Origin of the sequence: Pseudomonas sp. W2Jun17 (assembly GCF_023127795.1) — a bacterium.
Lineage (GTDB): Bacteria > Pseudomonadota > Gammaproteobacteria > Pseudomonadales > Pseudomonadaceae > Aquipseudomonas > Aquipseudomonas synxantha_A.
This window is the reverse complement of record NZ_SPKO01000001.1, coordinates 72,431-86,888: the sequence shown is the minus strand read 5'-3', so window position 1 is coordinate 86,888 and position 14,458 is coordinate 72,431. Positions and strand designations below refer to the sequence as shown.

Here is a 14,458-nt window from a genome sequence, read left to right as displayed (position 1 = left end):
TCGACTGCGCCGGAAGTGGGGCGAATTATAGGCTTCCAGAATCTGCCGTCAAGGGTTAATTACACTTTTGTGGCAGAAGGTGTCTTTTTAGCAATAAGGCGAGGGATTCGGCGCATCACCGGTGGCACCCGCAACAAAAGAAGCAGTGCACCAATGGAAGCGTAGACAGCCCACTCCTTCAGATCAGCCCGAACTATCCAGAGCATGTGCAGCAAACCCAGGCCCAGGATCACATAGGTCAAGCGATGCAACTTCTTCCAGCGGCTACCCAATCGACGCTGGCTATAGCGGTTGGATGTGACAGCCAGCACCAATAGAGCCATAAACCCCAGCGCCCCCACAATTATGTAGGGCCGCTTGCGCAGTTCTACGCCGAGCTGCGACCAATCGAGCCCAAGGACGAACACGCAGTATGCCGCCAAATGCAGTACTACATAGGCGAAGCACCACAGCCCCAACTGCCGGCGTACCGCGATCCACCCTGCCCAACCGCTCAACTTCTGCAGCGGCGTCATCCCGAGCGTGATCAGCAGCAGGATCAACGTACCCAGCCCCAAGCGATCGACCAGCACTTTGCCCGGATCAGGCCCCAGGGCAAAACTCCATGCTTCATACAACCAGAGCAATGGCCAAACCGCCGCAGCTATAAAGACTCCAATGCGCCAGATTGGAAAGCGCATCAGTAGTTCTTCCGCAGATCGAGACCTGTATATAAAGACGCGACCTCATCCGCGTAGCCATTGAACATCTGCGTATCGCGCACGTTCGGGCTGAACAGGCCACTGGGTAGACGTCGCTCCCGCGCCTGGGTCCACCGCGGATGATCGACCGTAGGGTTCACATTTGCGTAGAACCCATACTCATCAGCCGCAATGCTCTGCCAGGTGGTTTTCGGCTGCTCGCTGACAAGGCTGATCCGCACGATGGATTTGACACTTTTGAAGCCGTACTTCCACGGCACCACCAAGCGCAACGGCGCACCATTCTGATTAGGCAGCTCGCGCCCATACATACCTACGGCGAGAATCGCCAGCGGGTTCATCGCTTCGTCCAGACGCAGCCCTTCTACATAAGGCCAGTCGATCAAGCCGAAACTGGAGCGCTGCCCAGGCATGCTCTTCGGGTCCTGGAGGGTTTCAAAACGGATGTACTTCGCTTTGGAGGTAGGTTCAACCTGCTTGAGCAAGGCCGAGATCGGGAAACCGATCCACGGAATCACCATCGACCAGGCTTCAACGCAGCGCAATCGATAGATCCGTTCTTCCAGCTCATAGGGTTTCATGAAGTCTTCCAAGGCATAACGCCCAGGCTTGGCCACCTCACCATCGATCACAACACTCCACGGCTCGGTCTTGAGCGCACCTGCATTCGCCGCCGGGTCGCCCTTGTCGGTACCGAACTCATAAAAGTTGTTGTAGTGGGTTGCATCCTTGAACGGCGTGATCGCCTCGTCCTTGACCGTCACCGCCTGCCATTTCGTACCAGGAAGCTTCTCGGCAAACCAGTTGGGCGCCCTGCCCGCTTCGACATCGGCATAACGCGCCGCATCGCCCGCACTGGCCCAACGCGGCAAGCTACTGGCGGCAATACCGGCCAGCGCACCACCGAGCAAACTGCGACGAGAGAAATAGAGGGATTCAGGCGTGACATCCGATTCATGGCAATCGGACGCTTTGGGTAGTTTGATTAACATGGCAACTCCGCAGCATTGGAGAACTGATGCACCAATAGACTGCGGAGTATGGGGGAAATTACATTAAGGCAATGTTTTGTCCCGGCGCAGATGCAGCAAATACTGAATCGGACCAGACGCGGCGTAAACCAGGAACGCCAGCAGCAGAATCCGCGGCGGATCACTGAACACCACTGCAAACACAAGCACCACCACAAGGATCGCCACGAAAGGCACGCGCCCTTTGAGGTCCAGCTCCTTGAAGCTGTTGTACTTGATATTGCTGACCATCAGCATCCCGGCCGCTGCAACCATCAACGCTACCAGGAACGACATCTTCGACCCCTGGATGCCGTAATCACTGAACGCCCAGACGATACCCGCCACGACGCCGGCGGCTGCCGGGCTGGCAAGCCCGATGAAGTAACGCTTGTCGGCAGTGCCCACCTGCGTATTGAAACGCGCCAGTCGCAACGCGGCACCGGCGACATAGATGAAGGCAACCATCCAGCCGACCTTGCCCATGTCACCCAATGCCCAAGCAAAAGCCAGCAGCGCAGGGGCGACACCAAAGGCAACCATGTCCGACAGCGAGTCGTACTCGGCGCCAAAAGCACTTTGGGTGTTGGTCATCCGCGCTACGCGCCCATCCAGGCCGTCGAGCACCATGGCCACGAAGATTGCGATGGCAGCAAAACCAAAGTACTTGCTGGCACTCGCCGCATCACCTGCCGCCAGCGCACTTTGGGCACTCATGGAGTTGATGATGGAATAAAAGCCGGCAAACAGGTTCGCCGTCGTAAACAGATTGGGCAGAAGATAGATGCCACGATGCCGGACCTTACGGCCTTCGGCGTCATGCCCTTCTTCGACATGTTCATCGATCGGCAGCATGCTTTCGGCGTCGGAAGCCTGGTTTGGCTCTTCGGGACGTTCGCTCATGGACTTTACCTTGCAACGGTGTGAAAAAAATTCGACAGATACTTGCGGCGAGTGTTCGCCCGCAAACGATGCAGCTTTATACCAGAACCGGCCCCTCAAACGAAAAAACGCGGCCTAAGCCGCGTTTTCCCTTGATGCGTACGACTTAGTTCTTGGCTTTGTCGACGATCTTGTTGGCACCGATCCACGGCATCATGGAGCGCAGTTGCTCGCCGATGACTTCGATACCGTGAGCGGCGTTGTTACGGCGCTTGGCGGTCATCGAAGGGTAGCCGGTAGCGCCTTCGCTGATGAACATTTTGGCGTATTCGCCGTCCTGAATACGTTTCAGGGCGTTGCGCATGGCCTGGCGGGACTCGGCGTTGATCACTTCCGGACCGGTCACGTACTCGCCGTACTCGGCGTTGTTGGAGATCGAGTAGTTCATGTTGGCGATACCGCCTTCGTACATGAGGTCAACGATCAGCTTCAGTTCGTGCAGGCATTCGAAGTAGGCCATTTCCGGCGCATAGCCAGCTTCAACCAAGGTTTCGAAACCGGCCTTGACCAGCTCAACGGTACCGCCGCACAGAACGGCTTGCTCGCCGAACAGGTCGGTTTCGGTCTCGTCCTTGAACGTGGTTTCGATGATGCCGGTACGACCGCCACCGACGCCAGCAGCGTAGGACAGTGCAACGTTTTTGGCGTTGCCCGACGCGTCCTGGTAGATCGCGATCAGGTCAGGGATACCACCGCCTTTGACGAACTCGGAACGCACGGTGTGGCCCGGCGCTTTCGGCGCGATCATGATCACGTCGAGGTCAGCGCGCGGCACAACCTGGTTGTAGTGAATCGCGAAGCCGTGGGAGAAGGCCAGGGTGGCGCCCTTCTTGATGTTCGGCTCGATTTCGTTCTTGTACAGCGAGGACTGGAACTCGTCCGGGGTCAGGATCATGACCAGGTCGGCAGCCGCTACGGCGGAAGCAACGTCGGTCACTTTCAGGCCGTGGGCTTCAGCCTTGGCAACAGTAGCCGAACCTTTGCGCAGGCCAACGGTGACGTCCACGCCGGAATCTTTCAGGTTGCACGCTTGTGCGTGGCCCTGGGAACCGTAGCCGATGATGGCGACTTTCTTGCCCTGGATGATCGACAGGTCACAATCTTTATCGTAATAAACTTTCATGAGGTTCCTCTATATATCCAGGCCGTAAGGCCATTCGCTAATTTGGGTTAGATGCTGAGTACTTTGTCGCCACGGGCAATCCCGGTGACACCACTGCGTACGGTTTCCAGAATCGAGGCTGTCCCGATCGACTGGATGAAGCTGTCCAGCTTGTCGCTTGTACCGGTCAGTTGAACGGTATAAACGCTGGCGCTCACATCGACGATCTGCCCGCGATAAATATCGGTAGTGCGCTTGATCTCGGCACGCTGGGCACCCGTGGCCTTGACCTTGACGAGCATCAGTTCGCGCTCGATGTGGGCGCTTTCCGACAGGTCGACCAGCTTGACCACTTCGATCAGCTTGTTGAGGTTCTTGGTGATCTGCTCGATCACCTCATCGTGGCCAACAGTGGTCAACGTCAGGCGCGACAGGGTCGGGTCTTCGGTCGGCGCCACGGTCAGGCTTTCGATGTTGTAGTTGCGTTGCGAAAACAGGCCGACAACACGGGACAAGGCGCCGGGCTCGTTCTCCAGAAGCAGGGAGATAATATGCCGCATGATTAAGTACGCTCCGTCTTGTTCAGCCACATGTCGCGCATGGAGCCGTCTTTGATTTGCATCGGATAGACGTGCTCGCTGGTATCGACCTGAATATCGATGAACACCAGGCGGTCTTTCATGGCGAACGCTTCTTCCATCTTCGGCTTCAGATCTTTCAAATCAGTGATGCGAATGCCGACGTGGCCATAGGCTTCAACCAACTTGATGAAATCCGGCAACGATTCCATGTAGGAGTGGGAGTGACGGCTACCGTAGCTCATGTCCTGCCATTGACGAACCATGCCGAGCACGCCGTTGTTCAAGCAGACGATCTTCACTGGAAGACCATATTGCAGGCACGTCGACAGCTCCTGGATGTTCATCTGGATGCTGCCTTCGCCGGTGACGCAGGCAACGTCGGCATCCGGGAAGCTCAGTTTCACACCCATGGCCGCAGGGAAACCAAAGCCCATCGTGCCCAGGCCACCGGAGTTGATCCAGCGGTTAGGCTTGTCGAACTTGTAGTACTGCGCCGCGAACATCTGGTGCTGGCCCACGTCGGAGGTTACAAAGGCGTCGCCCTTGGTCACTTCGCACAGGGTTTCGATCACGGTTTGTGGCTTGATGATGCTGCCGTCGCCCTTGTCATAAGGGAACAGGCCGCGATCACCACGCCATTCGTCAATCTGCTTCCACCAGCTGGCAACGGACTCCTTGTTCGGTGCCTCGCCGATGTCCTTGAGCGCTGCGACCATTTCGGTCAACACGCTCTCCACCGGCCCCACGATCGGCACATCGGCCTTGATGGTCTTGGAGATGGACGCCGGGTCGATGTCGATATGGATGATCTTGGCATTCGGGCAGAACTTGCTCGCACCATTGATCACACGGTCATCGAACCGCGCGCCCACGGCCAGGATCACGTCAGCGTGGTGCATGGTCAGGTTGGCGGTGTAGCTGCCGTGCATACCGAGCATACCGACGAACTGGCGGTCCGTACCCGGGAATGCGCCGAGGCCCATCAGGGTGTTGGTCACCGGCAGGTTGAGCAGCTTGGCCAGTTCGGTCAGCGGAGCGGAACCGCCGCCCAGAATCACGCCACCGCCGGAGTACAACACGGGGCGCTTGGCTGCCAGGAGCATTTCTGCCGCCTTGCGGATTTGCCCCGAGTGCCCGCGGACGGCCGGGCTGTAGGAACGCAGCTTGGCTTTCTTGGGGAAGATGTATTCGAATTTTTCGGCCGGGTTGGTCATGTCTTTCGGGATATCCACCACCACAGGGCCCGGACGACCGGACTGTGCGAGGTAGAACGCCTTCTTCATGACTTCCGGGATTTCCGACGCGTGCTTGATCATGAAGCTGTGTTTCACGATCGGGCGGGAAATACCGATCATGTCGGTTTCCTGGAAAGCGTCGGTGCCGACCATGGTGCTTGGCACCTGGCCAGAAATGATCACCATCGGGATGGAGTCCATATACGCAGTCGCAATACCGGTAATGGCATTGGTTGCGCCTGGGCCAGACGTTACCAGTACCACGCCGGCTTTACCGGTGGCACGGGCGTAACCGTCAGCCATATGGGTCGCGGCCTGTTCGTGGCGAACCAGGATGTGGGTAACAGCCGGTTCCTTGAACAGTGCGTCGTAGACATGCAGCAGAGCACCACCTGGGTACCCGTAGATATAGTCGACGCCTTCGTCACGCAAAAAGCGGACGAGCATCTCACCGCCAGATAAAAGCTCCACGTTGTTCACCTCTAAAACGCCAGAATACCGTCCGTTAAAAACCGACGGGTCTTAATAGGTTTACTTCTCAACAGAGCATGAGCGACGGTGGTCGCCGACTACGTCAGCACTGACTGAGCAAGTATTGGGATCGTCCCAAGTGTTGCGGGCTTTTCCCACCCAGCGCGAGGTAACGCGTTGCGGGTGTTACAGGTCGGCGCGGGTGTGCGCCTCATGATCTGCTGAGCGGGCCTGCTTCTGGCAGTCCCGATACAGCGGACTTTGGATTCTTCTGTTTCAGGCCCTTCAAGTCAAGCAATAATTGCGCTTTTTTCCAACTAAGCGCATGAGAACGTAGAAGAAAGGGCTTTGAGGAGGGATAAAACTCGCCTGAATGTCGTCAAGCGGTAGAAATGTGCGCAAGACTGCCGGAAAACCCGGCAGTCAGGCAATTAACGAGCGTCGACGATCAATTGATCGAACTTTTTCAGCGCGTTACGCAAGCCGAGGCTCTCCCGCGGTCGGTCGGCATAGACCATCTCGGCCATTTCCAGGATCCCCGATGCATTCGGCAAGGGCAGGTCCTGTTCAAGGATCTGCTTCATGCGTACCAGGAAGATCCATTGCAGCCACTGGTGGAAGTCCAGGGTATCGACTGAAAAGGGTTCGACACTGCTGAGCGCTTCAGCACCGGGGGACTCTTCATCCCACCAGCCCTGCACGCGCAGTTCTCGCTCGATCAGCAATAGCTGTTCGGCGATCGCTGGGAAACGTGCATCCATCAGAGGCTGACCTTGGCTTTCTGTCGCGCCTGGGCGGCACCCGCTGCATCGCCCTGGGCGGCACGCGCATCACCGATCAAGGCCCAAAGGCTGGCTTGCAGGTCTGGGCGGCCATTGGCCAGGCTCAGGCCACGGCGAGCGAATTGCTCCGCCTGGGGCGCATCGCCCTGGGCCATGCGCACCTGGGCCAGGCGATACAGCACTTGTGGCTCACGCGGCGCCACGCGCTGGGCACGTTCAAGGCTCGACGAGGCGCCATTCAAATCGCCACCCGCCTGCTGCTGCTGAGCGGTGGTGAGCAGCGCCAGCACCGGGCCATCGAGTTGTTCGTCAGCCGACAACCCGCCCGCATTGGACGATGACGGAATACCGCTCGGCGTCGAAGGCATGTTGTAGGTGCCCTGGTTGACCGGCGCGGTTTGAATCGGCGTGGCGTTAACCGGCCCGGAAGTGCTAGGGCCTGGGGTCCATGGCTCGGCGCTGATAGGCGCCGAGGTTGCAGCACCACTGCCAGGCACCATCACCACGACGCCGGAGTCCTGGGGAATTGCCTGGGTTGCAGCCTGGGCAGGCCGCTTGACTACCGTCTGACGGAAGCCGCCATTGGCCGAAATGCGGTCGTTATTGGAGACGGACGTGCTTGAGTCCACCACAGGGATGGAGCCGCGCTGCACGCTGGAGCAACCGCCGAGCAAAGCCAGAGCCGTAATTGCTGGAATCCACAACTTGTTCACTTGAAACCCTCTTTGCTTAATTCATCCAGCCCTTGACCCAATCCATCACCGAATCCGCGTCAGCAGGGGCACTGCCACCGCACGCAGGGCCGGGTGGTGGTTCGCTGCCGCGAATATACGGCATCTGCACCGCCCCCGGACAGTTGGCATCAGAGCCCTGGCCGGTGTGCGGATCAATCCAGGCCTGCACGATATTGTCCGGCTGGGGCATGTTGAGCGGCAACGGGTCAGCCTTGCGCATGAAACTGGTCCATACCTGCAGCGCGCCGGTCGCACCGGTGAACGGCGTCTTGCCGTTATCGTCACGCCCCAGCCACACCACGGCCAATACATCCTGGCCGAAACCCGCAAACCAGCTGTCACGCGAGTCGTTACTGGTACCGGTCTTGCCCGCCAGCGTCAGGTTCGACGGCAGCACGCTGTACACCGAGCGCCCTGTACCCTCACGCATCACACGCTGCATGGCGTTCTGGATCAGGTAGATAGAGCCCGCGTCAAAACGCTGCTGGATCTGGAACGGGTAGCGCTTGAGCGGTTCGCCTTCGGCGGTCAGCACACTGCGGATCCCGCGCATCGGTGTATTGAAGCCACCGTTGGCGAGGGTCTGGTACATGGTCGCCACTTCCATCGGGGTCATGGCCGCAGCGCCCAGAAGCATGGACGGGAATGCCGGGAACTCACGCTCCACCCCCAGTCGCGCGATGGTTTTCAGGACATTTGGCACGCCGACCTCAAGCCCCAGGCGCGAGGTGGAAATATTGTAGGAATGCGCCAGCCCCTGATACAGGAACACCGTGCCGTGGGAACGGCGATCGAAGTTCTTCGGCGTCCATACCTGGCCATTCGCGCCTTTGACCGACAACGGGTCATCCGACAGCCAACTGGTCAGCGTGTACTTGCTGGGTTTTTCCAACGCACTCAAGTAGACCGCAGGCTTGACCAGCGAGCCAATCGGCCGCACGGCGTCCAGTGCGCGGTTGAAGCCGGCGAAACTGGCCTGGCGGCTGCCGATCATGGCCTGGACTTCACCGGTTTCCGGGTTGGTCACGACCATGGCGGCTTCAACTTCATCCGAGCCTTTACGGCCGGTCAGGCGTTTGAAGGTGTCGTTGACGGACGCTTCGGCCTTCATCTGCAGGATCGGGTCGAAGCTGGTGAAAATCCGCAAGCCCTCTTCGGTCAAGTCTTCGTCGCGGTAGTCTTCACGCAACTGGCGCTTGACCAGATCGATAAAGCCGGGGAACGAGCTATCGGCCAACTTGCCGCGAGTGGTCACACCCAACGGCATTTTCTTCGCGGCGGCCACTTGTTCAGCCGTCGCGACACCCTGCTGCTCCAATACATCGAGTACCAGATTGCGACGTTCGAGCGCACGCTCCGGGTTGCGACGCGGATTGTAATAGGACGGCCCCTTGACCATGCCCACCAGCAGCGCGACCTGATGCAACTTCAACTCGGATAACGGTTGCCCAAAGAAGAACTGGCTGGCCAAACCGAAACCGTGCACCGCGCGCTGGCCATCCTGACCGACGAATACCTCGTTGAGGTACGCCTCAAGGATTTCCTGCTTGCTGTAATGCAGCTCCAGCAACATCGCCATCATGGCTTCGGTGAGTTTACGGGTGAGGCTGCGCTCGTTGGTCAGGTAGAAGTTCTTGACCAATTGTTGCGTGAGCGTACTGCCGCCCTGGGTCATCTTGCCACCGGAGGTGTTGACCCAGACAGCGCGGGCAATCGACTTCGGCGAGACGCCCCAATGGCTGTAGAAATCGCGGTCTTCGACCGCCACCAGGGTTTCCAGCAAATAAGGCGGTACCTGATCAAGCTTGATCAGGATGCGATCTTCTAGGTTTTTCGGATAAATACCGCCAATCATCAACGGTTCCAGGCGCACTACCGGCAGCTTGGAGCCATTGAGCGAGGACAGTTCAGCCACATAATCGCCGGAGAAACGCACGCGTACCGGCTGAGCTTTTTCCAGGCCTTCGTAGAACTGGAACCCACGGGTGTTCAGGTCGACGGTGTTGCCGCTGACGGCTGCGGCGCCGGGGCCATTGCTCACAGGTTCGCGGCGATAGCCCAGTGCGTCGAGCTCGGTAAGGAAGTCCTCCTTGCTCAGCTTCTGCCCGGAGAACAGTTCCAGCGGGCGTGCATACACCTTGGCCGGAATCGTCCAGCGCTTGCCAGAGAATTTTTCCTGCACCACGGCATCGAGGTACACCGCAAAGCCGGCGACCACCACAAGGCCAACCAGGCCCAGCTTGAGCGCCCAGCCCAACCAGGGGCGCAAGCTGCGGGAAGGAGGTTTTTTACGGGAACGGGGAGATCGGGTTCGAGTCATGGCGGCGGATTATACGCACTTTATTGATGATCAACATGAGCCGGACAGCGGTTTGCACGACTGGCATCAGCAGCCATAATGGCCACGATGATTTCTCCCAGACTTTGAAGGATCGCCCGTGAGCCAGTCCCTGATCGCTGCCCTGCAAAACCCGGCTTTATACCCTCATCCGGTTGAAGCATTTCAAGTCATCGAGACCCATATTTCCTGGGTGGTTCTGACAGGTCCCTATGCTTACAAATTGAAGAAACCGATGAACTTCGGATTTCTGGATTTCACCGATCTGGAAAAACGTGGCCACTTCTGCAATGAGGAGCTGCGTCTCAACCAGCGCTTGACCAAAGATTTGTATCTCGAAGTGTTGCCGATTACCGGCACTGCCGACGCGCCGCAGTTGGGCGGCGACGGCCCGGTCATCGAGTACGCACTGAAAATGCGCCAGTTCCCGCAAAGCCAGATGCTCAGCACCCTGCAAGCCAACAGCGAACTGACCAACGCCCACATCGACGAGATGGCCAGTCAGATTGCGCACTTTCACCTCACTGCCCCCAAGGTCCCGCAAGAGCACCCGGCCGGCACGCCGGATGAAGTCATGGCGCCGGTACGCCAGAACTTCGACCAGATTCGCCCATTCCTCAGCGACAAAGCTGACCTGACTCAACTTGAGGCCCTGCAAGCCTGGGCCGAAAGCAGCTTCGAGCGCCTCAAGCCGCTGCTTGAACAACGCAAGCTCGATGGTTTCACTCGCGAATGCCACGGTGACATCCACCTGGGCAACGCCACCCTGATTGACGGCCACGTCGTGATCTTCGACTGCATCGAGTTCAACGAGCCTTTCCGCTTTACCGATGTGTACGCCGATACCGCCTTCCTCGCCATGGACCTTGAAGACCGTGGGCTCAAGTCTCTGGCGCGCCGCTTCATCAGCCAGTACCTGGAACTGACCGGCGACTATCAAGGCCTGGAAGTGCTGAATTTCTATAAAGCCTACCGTGCGCTGGTACGTGCAAAGGTTGCGCTGTTCAGCATGCCGAGCGAGGCAAGCCCGGTGCAGCGCGCCACTACCCTGCGCCAGTACCGCAACTACGCCAACCTGGCGGAAAGCTACAGCACCATTCCGTCGCGCTTTCTGGCAATCACCCATGGTGTTTCAGCGGTAGGCAAGAGCCATGTAGCCATGCGCCTGGTCGAGGCCCTGGGCGCCGTACGCCTGCGTTCGGATGTGGAGCGCAAGCGTCTGTTTGGCGAGCAGCAGGTCGAAAACGCGCCACAGGCCGGCATCTACAATCAGGACGCCAGCATTGCCACCTATACACGCTTGAACGAAATTGCCGAGACCGTACTACGCGCAGGTTACCCGGTGGTGCTGGATGCGACCTTCTTGAAACGCGCTCAACGTGATGCGGCAGCCCAGATCGCCGAAGCCACCGGCGCGCCATTCCTGATCCTCGATTGCAACGCACCTCAAGCGGTTATCAGCAGTTGGCTGGCACAACGTCAGGCGGATCAAAACGATCCGTCCGACGCAACGCTGAGCGTTATCCAAGAGCAGCAAGCCAGTCGTGAGCCGTTGACGGCGCAAGAGCTGTTGCTGAGCAAGCGCGTGGAAACCAATGAAAGCGGAACGCTGGATGCGTTGGTCGCGCATATTCGCCAGCGCCTCCCGGGCTTGTAAGCAATATTTCCTGGTCGTGTCGCCCACATGGCGCACGACCCGGCAATATAGCCACTATAATGACATCACCACCTAACAGGAGTCGCTATCGTGAGTCAGCCCAAGCTTCTTGATACCCCGCTCTATGCGCTCCTGCACAAGGATGACATCCGCGGCTTCAACCAGCAGCGCCCTCAAGACGGCACCATCGATATGCGCGGTGGCGACTTCCGAGGGCTGGACCTGCGAGATCTGAACGCCGCAGGCGTTGACTTCACCGACGCCTATTTTCGCTCTGCCGACTTGCGCGGCCTGGATTTACGCGACTGCTCGATGGAAGGCGCGAGCCTGGCCCACGCGCAGATTTCCGGCACTTACTTCCCACCCGAGCTCACGGCTGACGAGATCCTGATGTCAGTCAACTTCGGCACTCGCCTACGCTACCGCACCAAGTAATCCACCTTCTGAACCCCGGCTTCGCCTCAAGCGTGCCGGGCGTTTCACGCCTGCCCGTCAGCTAAAGCATCGCCACATTCTTATAAGCTTTTCAGCCGTTCCTGCCCAAAGAACTGCGTTTTTCCTACTGAGCGCTACACTCATTTTCAGGCTGCCTGGTCACGATACCCACCGCACCATTCGGCCGTCGCAAGGAGGCTTGATGAACGATGAGCTGCAACACCTGAAAAACCTCGGCAAGACATCAGCGCAGTGGCTGCATGCGGTGGGTATCCACAGCGCGTCTGACTTGCGCCGCCTGGGCGCGGTCGATGCTTACCGAGCCGTACGGACTCGCGGCTTCCGAGCTTCGAAAGTTCTGCTGTACGCCATTGAAGGCGCATTGATGGATGTGCACTGGAACGACCTCCCCTCTGAACGCAAGGAGGCGCTGAACCGCCAGTTGGATGCCCTGTCAGCGCGGCAGAAAAACTAGATCGGCCCTCAAGCCCAATGTTTACAGGCATTACAAACGAGCGTTTGAGAAAAACTGGATGAGCAGATAAAACAATAGTTGACTCTCAAATGAGAATCGTTATGATTATCACAACTGGTCGCGAGATCAGCCGATAACTGAAAGACCATTGGTTCGGACTCTCAGATTATCTCCTCATCAGGCTAATCACGGTTATTTGACCCGGCTCTTGCCGGGTCTTTTTTTGCCTGCAAATTACTGACTTCAGCGCGCAATGATCAGCGGATGCCCCCGCTCCGGATGCGGTTGTACCAGCACATCCAGACCAAATACAGCCTTGAGTGGCTCAGGTTGCAGGACTGTTGCGGGCCTATCCAGAGCATGGGGGCGTCCGCCTTCCAGCAGCAGGATCCGGTCGCAGTAACGCGCCGCCAGGTTCAAGTCATGCAGGATCACCAGCACCGCAGCCCCCTTGTCGGCAAAGCTGCGAATCGCCTGCAAGGTGGTGTGCTGGTGCAGGGGATCAAGCATCGACGTTGGCTCGTCCAACAACAACGTTTGCCCCGCCTCACCTGGCCATAACTGCGCCAACACCCGCGCCAAGTGCACCCTTTGTCGCTCGCCGCCCGACAAGGCCAGGTAACTGCGGCCACTCAGGTGGCCCACGTCGGCCGCGTGCAGCGCCGCGCGGACGATTTGATCGTCGCGCACTCGCCCGGTCTGATGAGGCAAGCGCCCCATGCCCACCACCTCTTCGACACGAAAGGCGAAGTCCAGGGTGGACGTCTGTGGCAACACCGCCAGACGCTGGGCACGTTGCGCCCCTCCCAGACTCTTCAATTCTTGCTGGTCCAACCAGATCTTGCCCTGATCAGGCGACAACTCCCCGCACAGCGCTCCGAGCAAGGTACTTTTGCCCGCACCATTGGGCCCCAGCACGCCCAGCACTTCGCCCGGCAGCAGGTCCAAGGTGACATCGGACAACACGGTTTTACCACCGCGCCGAATCTGCAACGCTTCTACCCGCAGCATCAGGCGCGCCCTCGTAACAATAAATAGAGGAAAAATGGCGCACCGATAAATGCAGTGACAATACCGATCGGCAGTTCCGCCGGCGCCAACGCCAAGCGCGCCACCAGATCGGCAAACAACAGCAGGCTCGCGCCCGCCAGCACTGACGCCGGTAACAGCACCCGATGATCCGGCCCCGCCAGCAGCCGCACCAGATGTGGCACCACCAAACCGACAAAACCAATCATGCCCGCAGCCGCCACGGCTGCACCAACGCCCAGGGCCGTGCAGAACACCAACTCGCGCTTGAGCCCCTCAACATCAATGCCCAGATGATTGGCCTCCGACTCACCCAGCAGCAATGCGTTCAGCGCTTTCGCCCGGCGCGGCAACCACAGCGCGACGCCCGCGCTTACCAACAGCAAGGGCCACAACCGCGAATAGCTCGCGCCATTGAGGCTGCCCAGGTTCCAGAACGTCAGGGTGCGCAAGGTGGCATCGTCGGCCAGATAGGTAAACAGCCCCACCGTTGAGCTGGCCAGTGCCGTCAGCGCGATACCGGCAAGCAGCATCGTCGCGACATTGGTCTGGCCATTGCGACGCCCCAACCGGTAGACCAGTGCGGTAACGCCCAGCCCCCCCAGAAATGCGCACAGCGACAACAAATAGGGACCGAACGCATCCGGCAGCCCACCGAAGAACGAACCGCCGACAATCGCCACCGCTGCCCCCAACGCCGCACCGCTGGACACACCCACCAACCCGGGATCGGCCAGCGGGTTGCGAAACAACCCCTGCATCGCCACGCCCGACAACGCAAGGACACCGCCGACGGCCAGCCCCAAAAGGGTCCGCGGCAGGCGAATCTGCCCCAGAATCAATTCAGCCTGCTCCAACCCCGCCGCCTCAATCGGCACGCCCAATAGCCTTAACGCGGCTCTGAGCGTATCAATCAACGGCAAGCTGACCGGTCCGAGGGCCAATGAAAGCCAGATCGCCAACACA

The 14,458-nt window shown here is 58.9% G+C and carries 14 protein-coding genes; 3 read left to right on the top strand and 11 right to left on the bottom strand.

The genetic code is table 11. The features are described from left to right. Positions 1-59: 59 nt before the first annotated feature. The 9 genes from msrQ to mrcB all read right to left on the bottom strand — a co-directional run bounded on the left by msrQ (position 60) and on the right by mrcB (position 9,878). Complete coding sequence (gene msrQ, locus E4O98_RS00375; protein ID WP_032879472.1) at positions 60-680, bottom strand: protein-methionine-sulfoxide reductase heme-binding subunit MsrQ; 621 nt, start codon at positions 678-680, stop codon at positions 60-62. Further along, positions 680-1,693 carry a protein-methionine-sulfoxide reductase catalytic subunit MsrP gene (gene msrP / locus E4O98_RS00370; protein ID WP_032879471.1) on the bottom strand — a complete coding sequence of 338 codons (1,014 nt, stop codon included), beginning with the start codon at positions 1,691-1,693 and terminating at the stop codon, positions 680-682. The genes msrQ and msrP overlap by 1 nt, the downstream gene beginning before the upstream one ends. Before the next feature lie 63 nt (positions 1,694-1,756). Further along, positions 1,757-2,614, bottom strand: a complete 858-nt coding sequence (gene pssA, locus E4O98_RS00365) for a CDP-diacylglycerol--serine O-phosphatidyltransferase (RefSeq protein ID WP_005791399.1) — start codon at positions 2,612-2,614, stop codon at positions 1,757-1,759. A 145-nt stretch (positions 2,615-2,759) separates the two neighbouring features. Continuing rightward, positions 2,760-3,776, bottom strand: coding sequence for a ketol-acid reductoisomerase (gene ilvC, locus E4O98_RS00360; RefSeq protein ID WP_003194132.1), 1,017 nt, complete (start codon positions 3,774-3,776; stop codon positions 2,760-2,762). A gap of 47 nt (positions 3,777-3,823) precedes the next feature. After that, positions 3,824-4,315, bottom strand: a complete 492-nt coding sequence (gene ilvN, locus E4O98_RS00355) for an acetolactate synthase small subunit (RefSeq protein ID WP_003176102.1) — start codon at positions 4,313-4,315, stop codon at positions 3,824-3,826. 2 nt (positions 4,316-4,317) lie between these two features. Then, a complete protein-coding gene (locus E4O98_RS00350) occupies positions 4,318-6,042 on the bottom strand; it encodes an acetolactate synthase 3 large subunit (RefSeq protein WP_005791407.1) in 1,725 nt (574 codons plus the stop codon). Positions 6,043-6,473: 431 nt separating this feature from the next. Then, complete coding sequence (locus tag E4O98_RS00345; RefSeq protein WP_032879470.1) at positions 6,474-6,803, bottom strand: YqcC family protein; 330 nt, start codon at positions 6,801-6,803, stop codon at positions 6,474-6,476. Next, complete coding sequence (locus tag E4O98_RS00340; protein ID WP_005791411.1) at positions 6,803-7,537, bottom strand: tetratricopeptide repeat protein; 735 nt, start codon at positions 7,535-7,537, stop codon at positions 6,803-6,805. The genes E4O98_RS00345 and E4O98_RS00340 overlap by 1 nt, the downstream gene beginning before the upstream one ends. 16 nt (positions 7,538-7,553) lie before the next feature. Then, a complete protein-coding gene (gene mrcB, locus E4O98_RS00335) occupies positions 7,554-9,878 on the bottom strand; it encodes a penicillin-binding protein 1B (protein ID WP_005791412.1) in 2,325 nt (774 codons plus the stop codon). Positions 9,879-9,996: 118 nt separating this feature from the next. Here mrcB and E4O98_RS00330 point away from each other — a divergent pair, with 118 nt between their 5' ends. The 3 genes from E4O98_RS00330 (at position 9,997) to E4O98_RS00320 (ending at position 12,463) form a co-directional block, all read left to right on the top strand. Then, complete coding sequence (locus E4O98_RS00330) at positions 9,997-11,553, top strand: bifunctional aminoglycoside phosphotransferase/ATP-binding protein (protein ID WP_032879467.1); 1,557 nt, start codon at positions 9,997-9,999, stop codon at positions 11,551-11,553. Positions 11,554-11,643: 90 nt separating this feature from the next. Then, on the top strand, positions 11,644-11,988 hold the full coding sequence (locus E4O98_RS00325) for a pentapeptide repeat-containing protein (RefSeq protein ID WP_032879466.1): 345 nt from the start codon (positions 11,644-11,646) through the stop codon (positions 11,986-11,988). A gap of 202 nt (positions 11,989-12,190) precedes the next feature. Next, on the top strand, positions 12,191-12,463 hold the full coding sequence (locus E4O98_RS00320; protein ID WP_005791418.1) for a TfoX/Sxy family protein: 273 nt from the start codon (positions 12,191-12,193) through the stop codon (positions 12,461-12,463). A gap of 243 nt (positions 12,464-12,706) precedes the next feature. On the opposite strand, the gene E4O98_RS00315 is transcribed toward E4O98_RS00320, so the two are convergent. Next, complete coding sequence (locus E4O98_RS00315; protein ID WP_103734793.1) at positions 12,707-13,474, bottom strand: heme ABC transporter ATP-binding protein; 768 nt, start codon at positions 13,472-13,474, stop codon at positions 12,707-12,709. Then, positions 13,474-14,457, bottom strand: a complete 984-nt coding sequence (locus E4O98_RS00310) for an iron ABC transporter permease (RefSeq protein WP_177327434.1) — start codon at positions 14,455-14,457, stop codon at positions 13,474-13,476. Before E4O98_RS00310 ends, E4O98_RS00315 begins: the two co-directional genes overlap by 1 nt. Position 14,458 lies beyond the last annotated feature (1 nt).